This window comes from Lactonifactor sp. BIOML-A5, from assembly GCF_009677585.1.
In the GTDB taxonomy this organism is placed as follows: domain Bacteria; phylum Bacillota; class Clostridia; order Lachnospirales; family Lachnospiraceae; genus Lactonifactor.
This window is the reverse complement of record NZ_WKYV01000022.1, coordinates 20,273-42,274: the sequence shown is the minus strand read 5'-3', so window position 1 is coordinate 42,274 and position 22,002 is coordinate 20,273. Positions and strand designations below refer to the sequence as shown.

Here is a 22,002-nt window from a genome sequence, read left to right as displayed (position 1 = left end):
GATAGGAAGCGCTTATGAGTAAAAACATTGGAACTTGTTTTCTGTGCGGTGGCAGAGTGAGAAACGGCATCTGCACAGAGTGTGGAATGGACAACAGGAAATCGGACGACAGTTACCGGTTAAACAGCGGGGAATGTGACAGGGAACCACTTACCCATGTACATGTTCATGAAAAAGAGGAGTCAGAAAAGAAAGAGAAAGTAAAGAAAGCCGCGGACAGTGAGAGAAAAAAAACTGGAAACTCAACTGCCTGGAGTGCAGGGGAGAGGCCGAAAAATTATGGGAAATACTATCACAGCAGCGGGAAAAAGCCAGCAGCCAAAAAGACTGGACTATGGGCAGTTATAATTATTGCAGTCATAGGAATTCTGCCTAATATCGGAAAATCTGTATATGATGCCTACCAGGAGAAGAGGGTGGAGGAGACCCTGTCTTCTATAGAAAACTTACAGGATTTTCAGGACAGCTATGATCCCTATCAGTATGTGGATGAGAGTATACCGGAGGAAGGGGAGTATTTTCAGGCAGAGCTGTCGGCCGGATATTATCAGATTGGCATAGATCTCCCGGAGGGAATCTATAAATGCACCCGAAAAGACGGCACTGGTTATATTAATATTGTGGACAGTGCGCACAATGTTTATCAATATGAAAGCTTTCAGGAAAATGACCCTGAGGAAATCACAGATTTGAAAATGTTTCAGGGTGCAGTACTTCAAATTAGCGGCGGGGCTGTGTTTACTCTGGAGACAGAAAACGGCCAGACATCCTCAATGGAGGAGGCTGAGCCGAATCCTCTCACCGATGAGCTGACGCTGGAGGGATATAATACGGCTGGAACAGACTTTCCCCCGGGAACCTACGATGTAAGTGCCCCAGATGATTTTGGGCTGTTAGAGATAGAACTGCCGGGCGGGGGTGAATCCCCATACACAATTAGCTTTCTGCTGGATTCCCAGCGCACCGAAGAGTATCCCGGATACAGCCAAGAGGTCAGGCATTTATATCTTCCGGAGGGAACAAAGGTATCCGCAGAAGGATTTGAGATTAAAATGGTACCCAGTGAGAGACGTACCTCATTGGATTATAAGGTATACTATGGTTTATGGTAACTGACTGACAGAAGAGTAAGGAGAAATTGTATGTCTGAGAGAATCAGTGATGAGACAATTGAGTATGTTGGAATACTGGCGAAGCTGGAATTAAGCCAGGAGGAAAAGGAGCAGGCCAAAAGTGACATGGGAAGAATGCTGGATTATATTGATAAGCTGAATGAACTGAATACTGAGGGTGTAGAGCCAATGTCCCACATCTTTCCCATCCATAACGTTTTCCGCGAGGATATTGTAACCAATGGGGATGACAGACAGAATATACTGGCCAATGCACCTGAAAAGAAGGACGGAGCCTTTCAGGTGCCTAAGACGGTAGAGTAGGAGGAAAACATCATGAGTATCTTATCATTAACGGCAGTCCAGCTTGGCCAAAAGATAAAAGAGAAGGAAATCAGTGTGAGAGAGGCAGTGGAGGCGTCTCTGGAACAGATAGGAAAATTGGACAGCGCTCTGCACTGCTATGTTACAACGGATGGAAAAAAGGCACTGGAGCAGGCCGAGCATATACAAAAGAGAATAGACGAAGGGACGTTGACCGGTCCCCTGGCCGGAGTGCCTGCAGCGCTGAAAGATAACCTATGCACAGAGGGGATGCTTACAACCTGCAGCTCCAACATCCTGGGAAACTTTGTACCCACCTACACAGCGGAAGCTGTCCGGAACCTGGAGCGGCAGGGAGCTGTGATATTGGGGAAGACAAATATGGATGAGTTTGCCATGGGAAGTACAACAGAGACTTCAGCATACGGCATAACCAGGAATCCCTGGAACACTGACCATGTGCCCGGGGGCTCCTCAGGCGGATCCTGTGCGGCAGTGGCGGCGGGGGAATGTTTTTATGCCCTTGGATCCGACACCGGCGGTTCTATCCGCCAGCCCAGTTCCTTCTGCGGCGTGACTGGTATCAAACCCACCTACGGAACTGTATCCCGATATGGACTGATTGCATATGGTTCGTCTCTGGACCAGATAGGGCCGGTAGCCAGAGATGTGGCAGACTGCGCGGCTATATTAGAAACAATTGCTTCTTATGATAAAAAAGACAGCACATCTGTTCAGCGGGAGTCCTATGATTTTACAGCCGCTCTGGTGGACGACGTAAAAGGCATGAAAATAGGAATTCCCAGGGATTATCTGGGAGAAGGGCTGGAGCCCGAGGTCAAATCTGCTGTCCTTCGTGCGGCAAAAGTCCTGGAGGAGAAAGGGGCCAGCGTGGAGGAATTTGAGTTGAGTCTGGTTGAATATGCAATTCCTGCATATTATGTTATCGCATCTGCAGAAGCCAGCTCCAATCTTTCCCGATTCGACGGGGTCAAATACGGATACCGGACAAAGGAGTATGACGGCCTCCACAGTATGTACAAAAAGAGCCGGTCCGAAGGTTTTGGACCGGAAGTAAAACGTAGAATTATGCTGGGTTCCTTTGTACTGAGCTCCGGTTACTATGATGCCTATTATCTGAAGGCTCTGCGGACAAAGGCTCTCATCAAACAGGCATTTGACAAAGCATTTCAGAAATATGATTTGATTTTAGGACCGGTAGCTCCCACAACCGCCCCAAAACTGGGGGAATCTCTGGAAGATCCGCTGAAAATGTATCTGGGGGATATTTATACGATCTCTGTCAATCTGGCGGGTTTACCCGGAATGAGCGTTCCCTGCGGAACAGATTCCAAAGGACTGCCCATTGGACTGCAGCTGATAGGCGACTGTTTTCAGGAGAAGAAAATCATTAGAGCAGCCTATGCCTTTGAGCAGACCAGGTCATACGAGGAGCCTAATCTGGAGAGAGTGAAAGGAGGAGAGAAAGCATGAGCAGGCAGTATGAAACTGTTATAGGATTGGAAGTCCATGTAGAGCTGGCGACGAAGACTAAGATATTCTGCGCTTGTTCCACAGAATTCGGGGGTGCCCCCAACACTCATACCTGCCCCGTCTGCACGGGCATGCCGGGCTCCCTCCCGGTATTGAATAAGCAGGTTGTGGAGTACGCCCTGGCAGTGGGGCTTGCCACAAACTGCAAGATTAACCAGTACTGTAAATTTGACCGAAAGAATTATTTCTATCCAGACAACCCGCAAAATTATCAGATCTCTCAGCTGTATCTCCCTATCTGCCATGACGGAGGAATCGAGATAGAGACATCTGCAGGGAAAAAGGTTATAGGGATTCACGAAATTCATATGGAAGAGGATGCGGGAAAACTGATCCACGATGAGTGGGAGGACTGCTCTCTGGTAGATTATAACAGAAGCGGGGTACCTCTTATTGAGATTGTCTCAGAGCCTGATATGAGAAGTGCCGAGGAGGTAACGGCATATCTGGATAAGCTGAGACTGATTATCCAGTATCTGGGAGCATCCGACTGTAAACTTCAGGAGGGGTCCATGAGGGCGGACGTTAACCTCTCTGTGAGGGAAGCAGGCAGCGGACAATTGGGAACCAGAACAGAGATGAAGAATCTGAACTCCTTTAAAGCCATTGGAAGGGCGATTGAAGGTGAACGTGCACGCCAGATTGAATTGCTGGAGGAAGGGAAAGCGGTAGTCCAGGAGACCAGACGCTGGGATGACAATAAGGAATACTCCTATGCCATGCGCTCTAAAGAAGATGCCCAGGATTACAGGTATTTTCCGGATCCGGATCTGGTCCCTGTAGTGATAAGCGATGAATGGATACAAAAGGTGAAAGAGAGACAGCCTGAACTTCGCACGGAGAAGCTGCTGCGTTACAGAAAAGAATTTGATATTCCCCAGTATGATGCTGAGATTATTACGGCGTCCAAAAAACTGGCCGATATCTTTGAGGCTGCCACCGCAGTGTGCGGCAAACCGAAAAAGGTTTCTAACTGGCTGATGGTGGAAACCCTGAGGCTTTTAAAGGAAAAGGATATGGAGCCGGAAGACATCCGGTTTTCCCCTGAGAATCTGGCAAAGCTGGTGCTTCTAGCAGAGGCTGGGACGATTAACAGTACTGTGGCAAAAGAAGTCTTTGAAGCAGTGTTTGCCCAGGATATTGACCCTGAAGCCTATGTGGAAGAAAGGGGACTGAAGACCGTTAACGATGAGGATGCTTTAAGAGAAACTATTGCCGGAGTTATCGCGGACAATCCTCAGTCCGTGTCAGACTATAGGAGCGGAAAAGAGAAGGCCATTGGTTTTCTGGTGGGCCAGACTATGAAGGCTATGAGGGGAAAGGCAAATCCTTCGTCAGTAAATAAAATATTAAAGGAATTATTGCAGTAGCTGTTAAGTATGCTATAATAGGCAAAGAGGCTGTAATTCCTGTTAAGAGAACCTGTGAATCTCTTTTCGGTTTGCAGGTTCTATTTTTCTGCCCCGGCAGTAGAAAGAGAAAAAATAGGAAGCCTATTTATATAGGAAGAAATACATACAGGGAGATGAATATGCAGATTAATAACAAACAATTTTACCGTACAGTGGCGGGGCTGGTGCTGCCTATGGCACTCCAGAATCTGATTAATGTGGGGGTCAGCTCAGCTGACGTTATTATGCTGGGAAAGGTGGGGGAGATTGCTCTGTCTGCCGCGTCCCTGGCAAATCAGGTGTTCTTTATCCTGAATCTGGCTCTTTTTGGGCTTACTTCCGGTGCCAGTGTGCTGACTGCCCAATACTGGGGAAAGCAGGACACCCGAACCATTGAGAAGGTAATGGGAATGTCATTTCGTATTGGGCTTCTTGCTGCTTTTGTAGTGACGGCCGCTGTTTGGATTGCCCCGGTTCCTATTATGAGACTTTTTACCAATGAGGCTGTGATTATTGAGGAAGGCGTACGCTACCTGAAAATTGTATCTCTGTCTTACCTAATGTCGGCATTTACAATGGTATATCTGAACATTGTGAGAAGTGTGGAGAGAGTAGTCATTGCAACTGTTGTGTACAGCATCTCACTGGTGGTAAATATTATCCTTAATGCTGTGTTTATCTTTGGACTTTTGGGCCTGCCTGCTATGGGTGCCGCCGGAGCGGCATTGGGGACTGTATGCGCAAGAGCCACGGAGGTTATAATTGTCGTTTTTTACGCGGTGAAGATAAACGACACCGTAAGGATCCGGGTGAAGGATCTTTTTGTGCGGGACAAACTGCTGGGAAGGGACTTTAGAGTCTATGCATTTCCGGTTTTGCTCAATGAGGTGGCATGGGGCAGCGGTATGGCAGTGATAACGGCTATAGTCGGACACCTGGGAAGTGCCGCAGTGGCCGCCCATTCAGTAGCTCAGGTAAGCCGGCAGCTGTCTATGGTTGTCAGCTTTGGGATTGCCAGCGCTGCCTCCATTATGGTAGGAAAATCCATAGGAGAGAAGAAAGAGGAGCTGGCCAAGGAGTATGCCAGAAGATTCCTGAAAATATCTATTATTCTGGGGATCTGCGGCGGCGTGGTGATTCTTATGATCTCTCCGGTTGCATGTGCTCTGCTGAATCTTACAGACCAGGCAAAGGGGTATCTGAAGATTATGATGATTTTTATGTCTTATTATGTCGTGGGACAGGCGTATAATTCCACTATGGTTGTAGGAATCTGCAGGGCAGGGGGAGATACTAAGTTCGGCCTGGTGCTGGATGTGGGAATAATGTGGATATGCTCCATCGGCCTGGGCATGATCGCAGCCTTTGTGCTTAAGATGCCCATGCCCTGGGTTTATATCTTCCTGGTGAGCGATGAGATCATCAAGATACCATTTTCGGTAAAAAGGCACCATACTTATAAATGGCTGAAAAATGTTACCAGGTAAAAGGCAGCATATTCACAAGAATATAGGACGTAATACGTGTTAAAAAGTGCAGGTATTCATGCAAAAATCTTAAAAAAATAGCAATAATAGAGAAAAACTGCAAGAATATAAAAAACATCTTTCATTTTTTTCGACAAATGATATAATTATCCTTGGCTAAAGAAAAAGGGGGACATGAAAGATGAAGTCATATGATTTTTTGCTGGATCTGGCGATAATTTTGCTGAGCACGAAGCTGTTTGGACTCTTAACACGTAAGATTCGCATGCCTCAGGTAGTAGGAGCGCTGCTGGCAGGCTTGCTTCTGGGACCGGCAGTTCTGGGTATTTTAAAGCAGACTGAATTTATCCATCAGGTATCTGAAATCGGGGTTATTGTGCTGATGTTCTGCGCAGGACTGGAAACCGATATCGATGAATTGAAGAAAAGCGGAAAGGCTTCCTTTATCATCGCGCTTATGGGAGTAATCGTCCCGCTGGCCGGAGGTTTTGGGGTCGCCTGGTACTTTAACCGTCCGGGTATGCTGGAATCAACAGCAGACACAAGTCTTCTGCTCCAGAATATTTTTATCGGCGTAATTCTGACCGCGACATCTGTAAGTATTACAGTGGAGACCCTCAAAGAGATGGGAAAGCTGAATACGAAAGCGGGAAATGCTATTTTGGGTGCAGCCATTATTGATGATATTCTTGGTATCATTGCACTGACACTGATCACCAGCATGGCTGATCCGTCAGTGAAAATAGGTGTTGTCCTGTTTAAGATTGCCGGTTTTTTTGTTGCTGTTGGACTGGGCGGATATCTGATACATATTCTGTTTAAAAAATGGGTTACCGGATATAAAAGGGATCTGCAGAGATTTGTTATTATTGCATTTGTTATCTGCCTTATTTTTGCCTATGTGGCAGAAGAATTCTTCGGCGTTGCTGATATTACAGGCGCTTTCTTTGCGGGACTCATCATCACGAAGACGACAAAGACGAATTATATAGCCCGCAGATTCAGTACACTGTCTTATCTCCTGCTTTCACCGGTATTTTTTGCAAGTATCGGTATCCAGGTAGAACTGCCGGAGATGTCATCTATGCTGATCGCATTCTCTGTGATACTGGTTCTTGTTGCAGTACTTACTAAAGTAGTGGGCTGCGGCCTGGGAGCTAAGATGTGCCACTATTCCAATAAAAATGCCATAAGGATTGGAACCGGTATGATTTCAAGAGGAGAGGTTGCGCTTATTGTGGCTGCTAAGGGAGACAGTGTTGGCCTGATGTCTGCTTCCCTTTTGGGACCTGTGGTAGTGGTAGTAGTAATTACAACTATTATATCTCCTATTCTTCTGAAGCTGGCATTCTCCCACAGTAAGAAAAAGATCCAGGAGCCGGAAGAGTATGTGAGCAACGATTTGGCGAAAGTGTATGAAGATGAAGATATAGGAAACCAATATATGGGGACTCGTGAATAGACAGAAACCGGTAGGGTAGGCCTTTGGCATACACTACCGGATTTTTTTGCCTTTTTTTGTATATTAGTGATTGACAAACACATAAGGTCTTTATATAATAAAAACGTAAATGATAATTATTTTCAATATCAATAAATGCACAGGGAGACAAAAATGAGTTTAGTGGAAGCTAAGGTTGGCAGCGTATACCGGGTGACACAGATGCTGGTGGAACAAAAGATCCTGAGGCGTCTTGAGGCCCTGGGGATTCTGGAGGGTACCAGAATAGAAATTCTCAACAGAAAGAGGAATGGCGCCACCATTATAAAAGTAAGAGGCGCCAGATGGGCACTGGGCAGTGACATAGCGTCCGGGATTAATCTGGAGGATTATACAGCATGAAAAACTATATCAGCGTTGCGTTTGTAGGCAACCCAAACTGCGGAAAAACTACTTTATTTAATGCGTTTACTGGGGCAAACCTTAAAGTGGCAAACTGGCCGGGTGTGACGGTGGAACGCAAAGAGGGAGAGACCAGCTATAAAGGACAGAAGATAAAGCTGATTGACCTTCCGGGTATCTACAGCCTTACTTCTTATTCTATGGAGGAAAAGGTTTCCAGAAAGGCGATCCTGGATGAGGAGATCGATGTCATTGTTAATATTGTAGACGCATCCGCTATGGAACGAAATCTTTACCTTACACTTCAGCTTCTGGAGATGGGTAAGCCGGTGATTCTGGCATTGAATATGATGGACATTGTGGAAGAGAGGGGCATGGAAATAGACTTGCATCGTCTTCCGGAGATGCTGGGACACATTCCTGTGGTTCCTGTATCTGCCAGGAAAAGAACCGGCCTGGATGTGCTGCTGCATGCGGTAAAGCACCATTATGAAGAGCAGAATACTGACCCAGTGGTTTCCTACACGGCGGATATTGAAGATAAAATAGAGGTCCTGGAGCATATGCTTCATGAAAAGTGGCCCAAGGATACGAATCTTCGCTGGCATGCACTGAAGATTCTGGAAAACGATGAGGAGATTTTAAAAGAGCATCCACTGGATACAAGTGAGGTGGTGGATAAGAATTATGAAAAGATCATCATCAATCAAAAGTATGATTACATAGAGGAAATAGTAGAGGAGACGCTGTTTTATAAAAATCAAAAAGAGGAAAAAACAGAGAAAATTGACCGTATCCTGACTCACCGGATCTGGGGAGTACCGGTGTTTCTGGGGATTATGTCTCTGGTGTTTTTCTGTACCTTTACGGTAGGAGATGCGGTGAAGGGGATTTTTGAGGCAGGACTTGATTATGCCTTTGCGGGAATGACACATCTTCTCACCAGTCTGCATGCCTCTGACTGGCTGGTGTCTCTGATCGTAGATGGAATTATGGCAGGTGTGGGAGGAATACTGACCTTTCTGCCCAACATTTTTATCCTGTTTCTGGCACTGGCTGTCTTAGAGGACAGTGGTTATATGGCCAGGGTAGCCTATGTCATGGACGGAATCATGGGGAGAGTCGGACTTTCCGGAAAGGCATTTCTCCCAATGGTTCTCGGCTTCGGATGTACAGTCCCGGCTATAATGGCGTCCAGGACATTAGAAAAGGAGTCAGACAGAAAGAGGACCATGCTTTTGACCCCCTTTATGTCCTGTTCGGCAAGACTTCCTATCTATGTACTTTTTGCAGATATGTTTTTTGGAAAGTATGCTATGATTGTAGCATTTTCTCTCTACGCCCTGGGACTGGTGATGGCCATTCTTTTGGCCCTTATCCTCAGAAAATTCAGCAAAAGCAAGGGGGAGGCGAACCTTCTCATAGAGCTTCCGGAATACAAGACCCCCAATGCCAGGACTATCTGGATTTATGTGTGGGAGAAGGTAAAGGACTATCTGACAAAAGCTGGAACAACTATTTTCGTTGCATCTATTGTAATCTGGTTCATTTTGAATTACAATACCAGCGGGATGGTTACAGATGTGACAACCAGCTTCGGAGCTTCAATCGGAAAGTGGCTGGAGCCTCTGCTCGCTCCGGCGGGCCTGGGAATGTGGCAGATTTCAGTTGCCCTAATCTCCGGTCTTTCTGCCAAAGAAGTGGTAATCTCCAGTTTTTCTGTTCTCTACGGTATCAGCAATATTAATTCTCCGGAGGGCATGGGACAGTTATCCCAGATACTGGCGGGTCAGAATTTCGGAGCTTTGAATGCCTATGCGCTGATGGTGTTCTGCCTGCTCTACACTCCCTGTGTAGCTACACTGGCTACGATTCGCAAGGAGACACACTCTTCGAAGTGGACGATTATGACCGTATTCTTTCAGCTGGCAGTTGCTTATATTGCCGCTGTTCTGGTATTTCAGATTGGAAGCCTGTTTTAAGGAGGTAGAAGTATGGCAACAGTATTGATAGGAGTTCTGATATTTGGTTACGCCGCATTTGTCATCCGCAGAAAAATAAAAGATGCGAAAAACGGAAAATTCTGCAGCTGCAGCTGTGAAGGCTGCTGCAAAGGCTGCGGAAAGGCCGTGAAAAAGTAGACAGGAGAGTTGGATGAAGATTCTGCTAACGGCAGTGAACGCCAAATATATACATTCGAATCTGGCGGTCTATTCTCTTAAGGCTTTTGCCGGAGAATACAGAGAACAGATAGAGATTGGTGAATATACAATAAATCAGAAAAAGGATGAGATATTAAAAGGCCTCTATCAAAAGAGGCCTGATATCTTATGCTTTTCTTGCTATATATGGAATATTTCTTACGTCACGGATCTGATAACAGAGGCGGCCAAGATTATGCCCTATACCAGAATATGGGTGGGGGGACCGGAAGTATCCTATGACGGGGAAGCGTTCCTGAACAAGTACCCCCAGGTGGAGGGGGTGATGGTCGGGGAGGGAGAAGAAACCTTTCTGGAGCTGGTGCGGCACTATACGGAGGGACGGACATCGCTTGAACAAATTCCTGGAATTGTGTTTCGGGATCGGGGGAAAGGGCAGCTGTGCAGAACTTCTCCAAGAGAGATTTTGGATATGAGTGTGATTCCTTTTCCTTATGAGAAGATAGAAGCTTTCAACCATAAAATCATCTATTATGAAAGCAGCAGAGGATGCCCCTTTTCCTGCAGCTACTGTCTCTCTTCCGTTGATAAAAGACTGAGGTTTCGGAAACTGGACCTTGTATACCGGGAACTTCAGTATTTTTTGGATCACAGAGTACCTCAGGTCAAGTTTGTGGACAGGACTTTTAACTGCAGGAGGGACCATGCCATGGGAATCTGGACGTATATCCGGGATCATGACAATGGGGTTACTAATTTTCACTTTGAGATAGCTGCAGATCTGCTGACCCGGGAAGAGCTGGAGCTTATGAGGACTTTGCGTCCGGGCCTGATCCAGCTGGAGATCGGGGTGCAGTCCACCAATGGGAGGACCATAGAAGCTATAAGAAGAAAGATGGACTTTGCCAGGGTCTCAGAGGTGGTGAGCGAGGTACACAGGGGAAAAAATATTCATCAGCATCTGGATCTGATTGCAGGTCTCCCCTTTGAGGATTATAAGAGCTTCGGCCGTTCCTTCGATCAGGTATACAGACTGAAGCCCAACCAGCTGCAGCTGGGATTTCTCAAAGTTTTGAAGGGATCTTATATGCATGAGAACGCCGGGGAATACGGATGTGTCTATCAGAGCAGAGAGCCTTATGAGGTCTTGAGAACCAAGTGGCTGTCTTACGATGATGTACTGAGGCTTAAGGGAATTGAGGAGATGGTGGAAATATACTATAACAGCGGACAATTTTCTACGGTTCTGACGGAAATAGAAGCAACAGCATCCTCCCCCTTTATGTTTTATGAGACACTGGCCGCCTTTTATGAAGAAAGGGGATATTTTTCAGTCTCGCACGCACGGCTTCGGCGGTATGATATTCTTTTGGAATTTCTAATGGAATGGGACCGCGGACATCTGGAGGAGTATAAAGAGCGCATGCTCTATGATTTATATCTGAGAGAGAATCTGAAAAGCAGGCCTGGCTGGGCAAAAGACATGGGGAGCTATAGAAATAAGATACACGCATTCTACCAGAGGGAGGAAGAGACCCCCCGTTATCTTACCGAATATAAAGGATATCAGGCAAGACAGCTTTGTAAGATGACTCACATAGAAGTATTCAGCTTCCCTGCAGACGCAGGAGGGGAGAAGGAAGAGAGATGGATTCTATTTGACTATAAAACCCGTGACCCTTTGACTAACGACGCTCTTGCCATAGAGATTCCGCCCCGGGAACTGGAGGAATAGAGTATTTCAGGAGAGGATAAATATGACAAAAAGGACAAAAGGGATTCTGGATCTGCTGGATGCAGTGTATACAACAGAGTATAAGTGCTATTTGAATCACGATAGTGCAGAACAGCTGCTCATCGCCACAATGCTCAGTGCACAATGTACAGATGCCAGAGTAAATATAGTTACAGAATCATTATTTAAGAAATATCCGGATATGGAGGCTTTTGCCAATGCGGATTTGAGGGAACTGGAGCAGGATATTAAGTCTACAGGCTTTTACAGGAATAAGGCTAAAAATATTTTAGGATGTTCCAGAAAGTTAGTGGAAGAGTACGGGGGAAAGGTACCTAATGATTTGGAGATTCTCACCAGTCTTCCCGGTGTAGGAAGAAAAACTGCAAATGTGATACGGGGAAATATATTTCATGAACCAAGTGTGGTGGTGGATACTCATGTAAAGAGAATTTCACGGAGGCTGGGATTTACAAAAGAAGAGGATCCGGTTAAAATTGAATATGATCTTATGAGGGTACTTCCCAGGGAGCACTGGATTCTGTATAATATTCAGATTATTACCTTTGGCAGGCAAATCTGTTTTGCCAGAAATCCTAAGTGTGAGGAGTGCTTTCTCACGAAATACTGTAAAGAGTATAAGGAACGGAAGAAAAAGGGGGATAAAGCATGAGAGCATATGTAACCCTTGACCTGGAAACCACAGGTCTGCAGCCGGATAAGGATACGATTCTGGAGATTGGGGCCATTAAGGTTGTGGAGGGAAGTGTGGCAGATACCTATGCAACCTTTGTGGATCCCCGGAGGGAGATACCCTCAAGGATTACAGAGATCACCGGTATTACCGGAGATATGGTGGCGGGTCAGCCCGGGATTGAGTCTGCACTTCCGAGACTTCTGGAGTTCTGCGGGGATTATCCCCTGCTTGGGCATAACCTGCTTTTTGACTATAGCTTTGTAAAATATGGGGCAGCCGAGCAGGGCCTTTCATTTGAAAAGGAGGGGATGGATACTCTGGCAATCTCCAGGAAGGTTTTGCCGGATCTGAAGAGCCGCAGCCTGCAGTACCTGAGAAAGTATTATGGAATTCCTCAGGACAAGGCACATCGGGCGCTGGACGATGCCAGAACTACTTACCTTTTGTATGAAAAACTGAGAGAGGAATTCGGCCAGAGCCATCCGGAGGCATTTTGCTGCAGTCCTCTGGTATGCAGAATAAAAAAACAGTCACCCATCACAAATGCCCAAAAAGGGTACTTGCGGGATTTGATAAAATATCATAAAATAGAACTTGATACAGAGATGGATTGTCTGTCGAAGAGCGATGCCTCAAAAATTATTGACGGCATTCTTTCGACGTATGGAAGAATAAAGAGGTGAAAAAATGAATATGAATAACCCTAAGACGAAACGGATTATCGCCGGGATTATTGCAGGATTTCTTATACTGGCAATGGTAGTTCCCATGTTTATTCCCGGATAAGGGGGCTAAGATATTTGTTTCATGGGATCATGGGAAAAGAAGGCAGGATAAATATATGAGAATAGGAAAACTACCGGAGCCGGTGCTTATCCGTTCTGTACTGAAAGAAATCAGCCACAGAAGGGAAGAGGTTCTGGCTGGTCCCGGGATTGGCCGGGACAGTGCGGCAGTTGAGATTGGTCCGGGGGAAGTATTCGTACTTTCCTCGGATTCTGTTACGGGTGAGGAAACTTATACAGTAAACCGCGGTGTGTACGCTGTGGTGAATGATCTGGCGGCCTCAGGAGCAGAGCCTGTGGGAATTATGGTAACAGTATTGCTGCCGGTCAAGGCAGATGAATCTCATCTGAAGCATAGGATGCGGGAATTAGAAGGGATCTGCAAGGAATTGCATCTGGAAGTGCTGGGCGGACATACAGAGGTAACACAAGCCGTTAACCAGCCTGTTTTTTCTGTGACAGGTATCGGTAAGATAAAAAAGGAGAACCTGAAGTCCGTGTCAGATATAAAGCCAGGGCAGGACTTGGTATTAACCAAATGGATTGGCCTGGAAGCAACCGCTGTTATAGCCCGAGAGAAGGAAGCGGAATTGCTGGAACGGTTCTCTCTGGCATTTGTTGAGGATGCGAAGAATCTTGAGCAGTATCTGTCGGTGCTTCCAGAGGCTCAAATTGCCGTGGAGGCGGGAGCAGCCGCCATGCATGACCTCAGAACTGGGGGCGTCTTCGGAGCTCTATGGGAGATGGCAAGCGGGGGTGGCATTGGACTTGAGGTAGATCTCAGAAGCATACCTGTCCGTCAGGAGACGGTGGAAATCTGTGAAGCGTTCGGACTAAACCCTTATCAGATTACGTCCAGCGGGTCCCTGCTCATTGCAGTGGAAAACGGAAACCATCTGGTGAGAGCGCTGTCTCAAACAGGCATTCATGGAGCGGTCATCGGGAAAACCACAGAGGGCAGGGAGCGGATACTGAAAAACCAGGGAGAAGTAAGATATCTGGATAAGCCCCAGCCGGATGAACTTTACAAAATATTATAAGAAAGAAGTTAAGAATATGGCAAGACTGAACATCGTACTATATGAGCCGGAGATTCCGGCTAACACAGGAAATATAGGAAGAACCTGTGTAGCGACCGGGACCAGGCTGCATCTCATTGAACCTCTTGGATTCCGTCTGGGCGAAAAAGAACTGAAGCGGGCAGGAATGGACTACTGGAAGGATTTGGATGTGACTACCTACGTGAACTACGAGGAGTTTCTGGAAAAAAATCCGGGGGCAAAAATTTACATGGCCACGACAAAAGGTCCCCGTACGTATACGGAAGCTGTTTATGAAGAAGACTGCTACATTATGTTCGGAAAGGAAAGCGCCGGAATCCCCGAAGAAATTCTGCTGGAAAACCAGGAGACAGCCATCCGTATCCCTATGATTGGAAATATCCGATCCCTCAATCTGGGGAACTCAGTGGCAATTGTACTGTACGAAGCACTGCGGCAGCATAACTTTGATCACATGCAGCTGGAGGGGCATCTGACGAAATATGACTGGAGATAAAAGCCCCGTACCTTAAAAAGGGACAGGGCAGATCGATTTTGGGACGTGTTCCTTTTAAAAAGAACACGTCCCCTTTTTTATTTTTTGGATTTGTCAAGGGTAAAGATGAACTCAGTTCCCACCCCTTCTGTACTGATTACATTAATGTGCTGGTTGTGGGCATTGATGATTTCTTTTACAATAGCCAGGCCAAGCCCGGTACCTTTTCTGTCCTTTCCTCGGGAGGTGTCCAGCTTATAAAAACGATCCCAGATTTTAGAAAGACTGCTTCTGGGTATTCCCGCCCCCATATCTTTCACAGAGACAAAGACGGTATCATGTTTTTCTGTGGTTTCTATGGTTATGGTAGAATCTTTAGGGCTGAACTTGATTGCGTTATCCAATAGGTTGTATAGTACCTGCTGGATTCGGCCCATATCAGCGGATACATAGAGTGTCTGACCGGCCAGGATAAGCTCTATGGAGATTTTTTTCTCCCGGCAGGTTCCCTCAAAGGTGGCCACTGTATTTTTTATGACTCCATTTATATCAAAGGTGGTAATATCCAGCATACGTCCTTTGTCATCCATATCATTTAAAGTGAGAAGGCTTCTGGTGAGCTTATTCAGGCGCTCTGTCTCAAATACTACGATATTCAGATATTTTTCCTGCATTTCAGGAGGAATGGTGCCGTCCAGGATAGCTTCTGCATACCCTTTGATGGAGGTCAGGGGAGAGCGGAAGTCATGAGACACATTGGCAACAAATTTCCGTTGATAGTCTCCCATCTTGTCCAGTTCGTCGGACATATAATTCAGGGACGCCGCCAGGTAACCCATCTCATCTTCTGTGCTCACCGGAATGTTATACTTCAGATTCCCGGATGCAAATTCATCCACCCCAGTGATGATTTTTCTCAGGGGCCGGTGGATGATATAATTCAAAAGCACCAGAATGGAGGAGGTAATGAGAAACAAAATCAGGAAAAGTATGTATACTACCTGAAGTACCGATTCTCTTTCCTCGTAAATATGCTCCATGGGCTGATGAATGGCAATATATCCCCTGGTGGTAAAATTCAGGGTAATGGGAACCAGAACACTCATAGTATCATCCGAAAAGCGGTGAAAAAAATGGCCGATCTGATAGTACCCGGAATTGAATGACGCCGGATCAAAATTAATGATTTTTTCCGGAGACTGTGTATTCAAGTCCTCGCTGGTGTTCAGGAGGATCTCCCCCTGTGGATTGATCAGCCAGATCTCTGAGTTCTCATAAGAGCTCAGGGTAGTCAGGTTATCATAGATATCATTGAGAGAGGACTGGCTGTTGTAATATTTTGCCGCATGGGTATTCGCCACGGCATTGGCTTCTTTATAGAGGGCAGAGCTAGAAAAGTCCACAAGCTTATGTTCAATTAATGTGGACCCTAAAGTGGAGATGGTGAAAAAGCCAATGAATCCCAGAATCAAGTATGCAATAACAAACTTAAGATACAGGGCATTTTTCATTAGGATTTCACCTCGAATTTGTATCCAATCCCCCATACGGTGGCAATTCCCCAGGAGTCATGGTCCTTGATTTTTTCCCTGAGACGTTTGATGTGTACGTCCACGGTTCTGGTATCTCCGATATATTCGTATCCCCAGATGTGATCCAGAAGCTGCTCTCTGGTAAATACCTGATTGGGTGAGGAGGCCAGAAAGTAAAGAAGCTCCAGTTCTTTCGGGGGCATATCCACCGCCTCTTGGCAGTAAATGACAGAGTAGTTGGTAAGGTTAATTACAAGGTCCGGGTATTCCACGAACTTTCCTGTATTCTGGGCTGCGGGTTCCGGCTCCACATGAAACCGGCGGAGTACCGCTTTTACCCTGGCTACTAATTCTTTGGAGTCAAAAGGCTTGATAATGTAGTCATCCGCTCCCAGCTCCAGACCGAGGACCTTGTCAAAAATCTCCCCTTTGGCGGAGAGCATAATAATAGGTACATTCGACTTGTGGCGGATTTCCCGGCAAACTTGATAACCGTCCATACCCGGCAGCATCAGATCCAGAAGAATCAGATTGGGCTGAAAGGATGCGAATGCATTCAGGGCCTCTTCCCCATCATTTACAATCATCGTATCAAAGCATTCCTTGGTAAGATACAGGGAAATCAGCTCTGCGATATTGTTGTCGTCGTCTACAATTAATATTTTCTGCTTTGCAACCATTACAAAACCTCCTGATTCTATTTTTTAAATGTTACGATGGTTACGCCCGCGTCACCCTCACCGAATTCGGCGAGATGGAATTCCTCTACATATTTCAGGCGGCGGAGATAGCTGTGTATGCCTTTTCTCAGTGCGCCGGTACCTTTTCCGTGGACCACACGCACCGTATTCAGATGGGCCAGATAGGCATCGTCCAGATATTTGTCCAGCTCGGAAATGGCCTCATCCACAGTTTTTCCCAAAAGGTTGATCTCTGTTTTTACAAAGGAAGACTTGCTCATCCGGATCTTACCTGTACTGGTTTTCTGCAGGGTGGAGGATGTAATCACGGGTTCGTCTATGAGCTGAAGGTCTGAGATGTGCACCTGGGAACGGAGGATGCCCATCTGAACAAAGAGCATGCCCTTGGGGTTGGGCAGTGTGCTTACTGTTCCTTTCAGGTTGAGACTCAGCACTTTTACAGAATCGCCTATGGACAAATCTTTTGCTTTGGGCGCCGGTTTTTTCTTCTGCTCTTTTTTCTGAGACATATTTTTTTCTACTGTGTTCATCTTCTGGCGGAGCTTTTGGCGCTCTTGTTCCAGTTCTCTGGCGGACATTGTACTTTTTCCGGCCTTATTGAATACCTTGATGGTCTGGTCCGCGTATTCCTTTGCCTCGCGCAGTACCCTATGTGCCTCTTCGTTAGCCTCTCTCAGGAGGCGTTCTCTCTGCTGTTCCAGCTTATCCTGCTTTTCTTCCAACCGGTTCTTTAACTGTTCTACCTCTGTTTTATAGCGTTCAATCTCTTTTCGCTCATTTTCAATGGTGACTCTGTTCTCCTCCAGGTGGCTGATGACATCCTCAAAGGATTCTGCCTCCTGGCTCAGCTGTTCTCTGGCTTTGTCAATAATATATTCAGGAAGTCCCAGTTTTCCGGAGATAGCAAATGCATTGCTTTTTCCCGGAATACCAATCAACAGCCGGTAGGTTGGGCGCAGAGTCTCCACATTAAACTCACAGGAGGCATTTTCCACCCCGGGAGTTGAAAGTGCGTAGACCTTTAACTCGCTGTAATGGGTGGTTGCCATAGTACGAATACCCTGAGCATGGAGATGGGACAGGATAGAGATAGCCAGCGCCGCGCCCTCTGTGGGGTCTGTGCCGGCTCCCAGTTCATCAAAGAGAACCAGAGAGTCTCTGTCGGCTTTTTCCAGGAAAGATACAATATTTGTCATATGGGAGGAGAAGGTGCTGAGGCTCTGCTCAATACTCTGCTCATCCCCAATATCCGCATATACTTCTTTGAACACAGCCAGAGAGGAGTGGTCAAAGGCTGGAATATGAAGTCCGGCCTGCCCCATAAGCGTTAATAGCCCCACAGTTTTAAGGGAAACGGTCTTCCCCCCGGTGTTGGGCCCGGTAACAATCAACAGGTCAAAATCCCGGCCCAGATGGATATCGATGGGCACTACAGAATGCCTGTCAATGAGAGGGTGCCGGGCCTTTTTGATATCCAGAATGCCTTTGGTATTGAATTCCGGTTTGGATGCATTTTGCTGCTTGGCCAGAGAGGCTCTGGCAAAGATAAAATCCAGTTCCACCAGCAGCTTCATATTATCCAGCAGAACTTCCAGATACTCTCCGGCAGAGGCACTTAAGGTGGACAGGATAATCTCAATCTCCGCCTGCTCCTTTAGTTCCAGTTCCCGGATATCATTATTCAGCTTAACAATTGCCATTGGCTCCACGAAGAGGGTGGAACCGGTAGAGGACTGATCGTGGATCATTCCCGGCACCTGGCCCTTATACTCAGCTTTTACCGGAATACAGTAACGCCCATTTCGCATGGTGACAACGGCATCCTGAAGATAACTTCTGGAATTTCCGCTGACAAAGCTGTTTAATTCTGTATGAATCCTGTCATTGGTATTTTTCATAGAACGGCGGATTTGCTTCAGGCCCGGACTGGCATCATCCGCGATCTCTTCTTCCGATAGAATACACCGGCGGATCTCATTGGCAAGAGGGGTGAGGGGCTGGAGCTGTTCAAACATTCCATCCAGAGAGTCCGGTGCCTTTTCCTCATCTTCTTTTCGGGCGTAGGATTTGGCCCGGTTGGTATTCTCCAGGAGAGAACAGATGGCAAGGAGCTCTCCGGTGCCAAGGGTGCCTCCGATTTCCAGTCTTTTGAGAGAGCCTCTGATATCCTTCACACCGGCTAAAGAAAGGCTGCCTTTCTGATATATCCGGCTAAGGGCGTCCTGGGTCTCCTCCTGCATACGTTCTATTGTGACAATATCATCCTGGGGCAAAAGGGCCTGGCACAAACGTTTCCCCTGGGAAGAGGTGGCGCAGGCAGTCAGCTGTTCGATGATCTTGTTGTATTCTAATGTTTTTAATGCTTTTTTGTTCATGTATTTGCCTCCAAGGCGGACTGAATCAAGTGTACATCCGTCTTTTTGTTTTTGTCATTCTTCTAGTAGTTATTCTAACCTATTATGGAGGGAATGAAAAGTGAAAAGTCGATTTCACGGGAGAAAACTGAGGAATTTATGGTATACTTGGGATAATAAAAGAAAAGAGGGATGAGGATGAATGCTGACAGAATGCTGGAATTGACCATGGAACTGCTGGAGGGCGGAATGATGTCCGGGGAGATAAAACCTCTCTATAAGCTTTATGAAGAACTAAGTCCAAAAGAGACCGCAGAGTTGATTGATTACACAATAGACAATCAGAAGATGGATTCCTGGGACAAGCAGGTTGTTTACCTGTATCTTGCCCTGTATTCTTATCAGATAGGGGAATATCTTCCGGATAAGCTCTATGCGCATCTGATGAAAGAAACGTGGGATTCCTACCCCGAGATTTTTCTCAGAGCAGCCCCTCAGGTAGCGGAAATGTTAATAGATGCAGCCCAGACAGATGAGATGAGAGATCAGATAATCCCATTGCTGAGCGCAGTTAGGTCCGAAAAATCAGCTGAGTTTTTAGCAGGCACAGACCATAGATGGGAGGATACGGCAGGAGGATGGTGTCTGGAAAAGGGAAAAATAAAGGAGCTGTACCGGGAGGAAGTGGTACCCTTTGAAGAGTCTCCGGGAACCGAAGAAGACGGCTGGGTTCCTCTGCGGCGGATAGACCGGCTGTGCGGATTCTGCCGCCATCCCCTAACGCTCATATTCAATCAGAAGGAGCCCTTGGGAAGCTGTCTGGTATGTTCCTGTTACCAGACAATCTATACCAGGATGGAGCAAGGCGAATTTGCCTGGCATGAGCAAAACAGGAAAACAGAAATTCTGGAACAGTGTATGGATCGTGTGTTAGATGGATACCCGAATCCGGAAAGAAAGCTGAAAAGGAGCAAAGAGTTCAGAAGGATAACCTATTCTGCCAGTATTATGACGGATATATCCCATACACAGCTGGGCGGACTGCCCTGCAGATTTGATCATCTGGATTATCCGGACTGCCCCGACTGCGGAGAAAAAATGATTTTTGCAGGACAGATAGAGGGACAGGACATATGGGAATGGGGAGATGGAATGTATTATTTTTATGTATGTGAGAATTGTAACAATGGTGCCTGTAATTATGACCAGACGTAAGCCGTCGGGAGTGAACCCCCTAAAAACCAGGTGTTTATAGATGGTACCGCTTCTAAAAGTAAATATTTTCCCGGATTCTTCATAAAATGTTCATATCTCTTTGCTAAGATAATTTATATTGTATACTCGCCGGGATTCCTCTTTTTGGCATCCCGGGAACGGGATTTGCGTGTATCTTACTTAAGCAATAAAGGAGAACGTGCAGTATGGATGAGAATGAAAAGAAAGAACTCATGGAGAATCCTGACAAGGAGCATCTGGAAGAGGCAGAAAAGGAGAGGGAGGGAGAGACTCCTGAGGAGCATGAGGAAGCTTACAGCTTTGTAAAAGAGACGATAAAAGAGAAGCCTCTGGACAGGAGAACCGTCCTGAGACGGGCAGGGTGGATTGCCGGTGCCGCAGTGTTATTCGGTGTAATTGCAGCTCTTGTATTTTCGATTACTATCTCCGGGATAGATAAGTACCGGGAAGACAAGGAAAGCGCACCCAAAGTGAATATTCCTCAGGATGAAGAACCCTCCGGAGAGGAGGACGAAGAGACTCCCCCCGAAGAAGAGTCTCAGGCGCCAGTGCAGGAACCAGCAGAATTTACTCTGGCAGACTATTCCAATCTTTACAAGGATATGGTTCAGCAGGCCCAGGAACCTAAAAAAGCTATTGTAACAGTAATCGGCAATACCAGCGGGACGGACTGGTTTAACAACCCTTCAGAAAGTCAGAAGCAGATCTCAGGGCTGATTGTTGCGAATAACGGACAGGATTTATTTGTTCTGACAGAATACCGTGTAGTGGATAATGTAGACCGCATTCAGATTACCTTTTGCGACGGGTCAACTGTGGATGCCCGTTTCCAGAAAACAGACTCTAATACGGGGCTTACGGTTCTGAAGGTGCCTCTGTCAGAGATTTCCCAGGAATCCCAGAACTGTCTCTCAGTCGCGTCGCTGGGAAGCTCCTACAGTGTCAGCCAGGGAGAACCTGTTATTGCAATTGGAAGCCCGATGGGGTATAGTGATTCTATTGCGTATGGTTTAATTACCTCGGTTTCCAACACGGTAAATGTAGTGGACGGCGAGTATAATCTGCTGACAACGGATATTATGGGAAGCAGTGACGGAAGCGGGATTCTGGTGAATCTAAACGGGGAAGTTGTGGGAGTTATCGCCCAATCTTTTGGCCTGGAGGACAGCAGAAATATAGTAACCGCTTTGGCCATCTCTCAGATTAAGGAACTGATTGAACAGTTGTCCAATAATACGGATAATCCTTATGCCGGAATCCGGGGAATGGATGTCACGGATGAGATTGCGGCGAATACAGGAATGCCAAAAGGGGTCTTTGTAGATATGATAGCAGAGGACTCTCCCGCTATGCAGGCTGGTATACAGAAGGCCGATGTGATTACTGCGGTCAAGGAGAATGAGGTTGTGACCGTCAAGCAGTATCAGAATGAACTTAAAAAATGCAGTGTAGGCGAGATGATTAAGATAAAAGTCATGCGCAAAGGAGCAGAAGGTTATGTGGAACTGGAATTCGATGTTACCCTGACTGCTTCGTAAAAAGACAGAAAGAAT

Annotated in this window: 19 protein-coding genes; 16 read left to right on the top strand and 3 right to left on the bottom strand. The window is 46.5% G+C overall.

The annotated features are described in order from the left end of the window. Positions 1-14 precede the first annotated feature (14 nt). The 14 genes from GKG41_RS16325 (at position 15) to GKG41_RS16260 (ending at position 14,647) form a co-directional block, all read left to right on the top strand. Positions 15-1,112, top strand: a complete 1,098-nt coding sequence (locus tag GKG41_RS16325) for a hypothetical protein (protein WP_154260587.1) — start codon at positions 15-17, stop codon at positions 1,110-1,112. 30 nt (positions 1,113-1,142) lie between these two features. Continuing rightward, positions 1,143-1,436, top strand: a complete 294-nt coding sequence (gatC, locus tag GKG41_RS16320) for an Asp-tRNA(Asn)/Glu-tRNA(Gln) amidotransferase subunit GatC (protein WP_154260585.1) — start codon at positions 1,143-1,145, stop codon at positions 1,434-1,436. A gap of 12 nt (positions 1,437-1,448) precedes the next feature. After that, entirely contained in the window at positions 1,449-2,930 is a 1,482-nt protein-coding gene (gene gatA, locus GKG41_RS16315) for an Asp-tRNA(Asn)/Glu-tRNA(Gln) amidotransferase subunit GatA (RefSeq protein ID WP_154260583.1), read from the top strand. Continuing rightward, positions 2,927-4,360 (top strand): Asp-tRNA(Asn)/Glu-tRNA(Gln) amidotransferase subunit GatB, encoded by a 1,434-nt coding sequence (gatB, locus tag GKG41_RS16310; protein WP_154260581.1) that lies wholly within the window; start codon positions 2,927-2,929, stop codon positions 4,358-4,360. The genes gatA and gatB overlap by 4 nt, the downstream gene beginning before the upstream one ends. 161 nt (positions 4,361-4,521) lie before the next feature. Then, positions 4,522-5,868, top strand: coding sequence for an MATE family efflux transporter (locus tag GKG41_RS16305; protein ID WP_347563336.1), 1,347 nt, complete (start codon positions 4,522-4,524; stop codon positions 5,866-5,868). Between the two features lie 181 nt (positions 5,869-6,049). Continuing rightward, positions 6,050-7,330 carry a cation:proton antiporter gene (locus GKG41_RS16300; RefSeq protein WP_154260577.1) on the top strand — a complete coding sequence of 427 codons (1,281 nt, stop codon included), beginning with the start codon at positions 6,050-6,052 and terminating at the stop codon, positions 7,328-7,330. Between the two features lie 153 nt (positions 7,331-7,483). Further along, positions 7,484-7,711, top strand: a complete 228-nt coding sequence (locus tag GKG41_RS16295) for a FeoA family protein (RefSeq protein ID WP_072852552.1) — start codon at positions 7,484-7,486, stop codon at positions 7,709-7,711. Next, positions 7,708-9,693 (top strand): ferrous iron transport protein B, encoded by a 1,986-nt coding sequence (feoB, locus tag GKG41_RS16290; protein ID WP_154260575.1) that lies wholly within the window; start codon positions 7,708-7,710, stop codon positions 9,691-9,693. Before GKG41_RS16295 ends, feoB begins: the two co-directional genes overlap by 4 nt. A gap of 12 nt (positions 9,694-9,705) precedes the next feature. Next, positions 9,706-9,852, top strand: a complete 147-nt coding sequence (locus tag GKG41_RS16285; protein ID WP_154260573.1) for a FeoB-associated Cys-rich membrane protein — start codon at positions 9,706-9,708, stop codon at positions 9,850-9,852. A 13-nt stretch (positions 9,853-9,865) separates the two neighbouring features. Continuing rightward, positions 9,866-11,608 carry a B12-binding domain-containing radical SAM protein gene (locus GKG41_RS16280; protein WP_154260571.1) on the top strand — a complete coding sequence of 581 codons (1,743 nt, stop codon included), beginning with the start codon at positions 9,866-9,868 and terminating at the stop codon, positions 11,606-11,608. Positions 11,609-11,630: 22 nt separating this feature from the next. Next, positions 11,631-12,281 (top strand): endonuclease III, encoded by a 651-nt coding sequence (gene nth, locus GKG41_RS16275; protein ID WP_154260568.1) that lies wholly within the window; start codon positions 11,631-11,633, stop codon positions 12,279-12,281. Beyond that, positions 12,278-12,988: a 3'-5' exonuclease gene (locus GKG41_RS16270; RefSeq protein WP_154260567.1), complete on the top strand. Its 711-nt coding sequence runs from the start codon at positions 12,278-12,280 to the stop codon at positions 12,986-12,988. The genes nth and GKG41_RS16270 overlap by 4 nt, the downstream gene beginning before the upstream one ends. Before the next feature lie 158 nt (positions 12,989-13,146). Then, a complete protein-coding gene (locus GKG41_RS16265; protein ID WP_154260565.1) occupies positions 13,147-14,130 on the top strand; it encodes an AIR synthase family protein in 984 nt (327 codons plus the stop codon). 16 nt (positions 14,131-14,146) lie between these two features. Next, positions 14,147-14,647 carry a tRNA (cytidine(34)-2'-O)-methyltransferase gene (locus tag GKG41_RS16260; RefSeq protein ID WP_154260563.1) on the top strand — a complete coding sequence of 167 codons (501 nt, stop codon included), beginning with the start codon at positions 14,147-14,149 and terminating at the stop codon, positions 14,645-14,647. Between the two features lie 77 nt (positions 14,648-14,724). Here the strand turns inward: GKG41_RS16260 and GKG41_RS16255 are convergent, their stop codons facing one another. Genes GKG41_RS16255 through GKG41_RS16245 form a run of 3 tightly spaced genes read right to left on the bottom strand, consistent with a single transcriptional unit; the run spans position 14,725 to position 19,234 of the window. Continuing rightward, complete coding sequence (locus tag GKG41_RS16255; protein WP_154260561.1) at positions 14,725-16,137, bottom strand: HAMP domain-containing sensor histidine kinase; 1,413 nt, start codon at positions 16,135-16,137, stop codon at positions 14,725-14,727. Next, positions 16,137-16,838: a response regulator transcription factor gene (locus GKG41_RS16250; protein ID WP_154260559.1), complete on the bottom strand. Its 702-nt coding sequence runs from the start codon at positions 16,836-16,838 to the stop codon at positions 16,137-16,139. Before GKG41_RS16250 ends, GKG41_RS16255 begins: the two co-directional genes overlap by 1 nt. 17 nt (positions 16,839-16,855) lie before the next feature. Continuing rightward, positions 16,856-19,234 carry an endonuclease MutS2 gene (locus GKG41_RS16245; RefSeq protein WP_154260556.1) on the bottom strand — a complete coding sequence of 793 codons (2,379 nt, stop codon included), beginning with the start codon at positions 19,232-19,234 and terminating at the stop codon, positions 16,856-16,858. A gap of 177 nt (positions 19,235-19,411) precedes the next feature. Here GKG41_RS16245 and GKG41_RS23595 point away from each other — a divergent pair, with 177 nt between their 5' ends. Both GKG41_RS23595 and GKG41_RS16235 read left to right on the top strand, forming a co-directional pair. Next, positions 19,412-20,428: a hypothetical protein gene (locus tag GKG41_RS23595; protein ID WP_154260554.1), complete on the top strand. Its 1,017-nt coding sequence runs from the start codon at positions 19,412-19,414 to the stop codon at positions 20,426-20,428. A gap of 206 nt (positions 20,429-20,634) precedes the next feature. Next, on the top strand, positions 20,635-21,987 hold the full coding sequence (locus GKG41_RS16235; RefSeq protein WP_226903851.1) for a S1C family serine protease: 1,353 nt from the start codon (positions 20,635-20,637) through the stop codon (positions 21,985-21,987). The last annotated feature ends 15 nt before the right edge of the window (positions 21,988-22,002 follow it).

Coding starts and splice junctions, on each gene's coding strand:
- GKG41_RS16325 (WP_154260587.1), top strand. CDS start 15: ATGAGTAAAAACATTGGAACTTGTTTTCTGTGCGGTGGCAGAGTGAGA.
- gatC (WP_154260585.1), top strand. CDS start 1,143: ATGTCTGAGAGAATCAGTGATGAGACAATTGAGTATGTTGGAATACTG.
- gatA (WP_154260583.1), top strand. CDS start 1,449: ATGAGTATCTTATCATTAACGGCAGTCCAGCTTGGCCAAAAGATAAAA.
- gatB (WP_154260581.1), top strand. CDS start 2,927: ATGAGCAGGCAGTATGAAACTGTTATAGGATTGGAAGTCCATGTAGAG.
- GKG41_RS16305 (WP_347563336.1), top strand. CDS start 4,522: ATGCAGATTAATAACAAACAATTTTACCGTACAGTGGCGGGGCTGGTG.
- GKG41_RS16300 (WP_154260577.1), top strand. CDS start 6,050: ATGAAGTCATATGATTTTTTGCTGGATCTGGCGATAATTTTGCTGAGC.
- GKG41_RS16295 (WP_072852552.1), top strand. CDS start 7,484: ATGAGTTTAGTGGAAGCTAAGGTTGGCAGCGTATACCGGGTGACACAG.
- feoB (WP_154260575.1), top strand. CDS start 7,708: ATGAAAAACTATATCAGCGTTGCGTTTGTAGGCAACCCAAACTGCGGA.
- GKG41_RS16285 (WP_154260573.1), top strand. CDS start 9,706: ATGGCAACAGTATTGATAGGAGTTCTGATATTTGGTTACGCCGCATTT.
- GKG41_RS16280 (WP_154260571.1), top strand. CDS start 9,866: ATGAAGATTCTGCTAACGGCAGTGAACGCCAAATATATACATTCGAAT.
- nth (WP_154260568.1), top strand. CDS start 11,631: ATGACAAAAAGGACAAAAGGGATTCTGGATCTGCTGGATGCAGTGTAT.
- GKG41_RS16270 (WP_154260567.1), top strand. CDS start 12,278: ATGAGAGCATATGTAACCCTTGACCTGGAAACCACAGGTCTGCAGCCG.
- GKG41_RS16265 (WP_154260565.1), top strand. CDS start 13,147: ATGAGAATAGGAAAACTACCGGAGCCGGTGCTTATCCGTTCTGTACTG.
- GKG41_RS16260 (WP_154260563.1), top strand. CDS start 14,147: ATGGCAAGACTGAACATCGTACTATATGAGCCGGAGATTCCGGCTAAC.
- GKG41_RS16255 (WP_154260561.1), bottom strand. CDS start 16,137: ATGAAAAATGCCCTGTATCTTAAGTTTGTTATTGCATACTTGATTCTG.
- GKG41_RS16250 (WP_154260559.1), bottom strand. CDS start 16,838: ATGGTTGCAAAGCAGAAAATATTAATTGTAGACGACGACAACAATATC.
- GKG41_RS16245 (WP_154260556.1), bottom strand. CDS start 19,234: ATGAACAAAAAAGCATTAAAAACATTAGAATACAACAAGATCATCGAA.
- GKG41_RS23595 (WP_154260554.1), top strand. CDS start 19,412: ATGAATGCTGACAGAATGCTGGAATTGACCATGGAACTGCTGGAGGGC.
- GKG41_RS16235 (WP_226903851.1), top strand. CDS start 20,635: ATGGATGAGAATGAAAAGAAAGAACTCATGGAGAATCCTGACAAGGAG.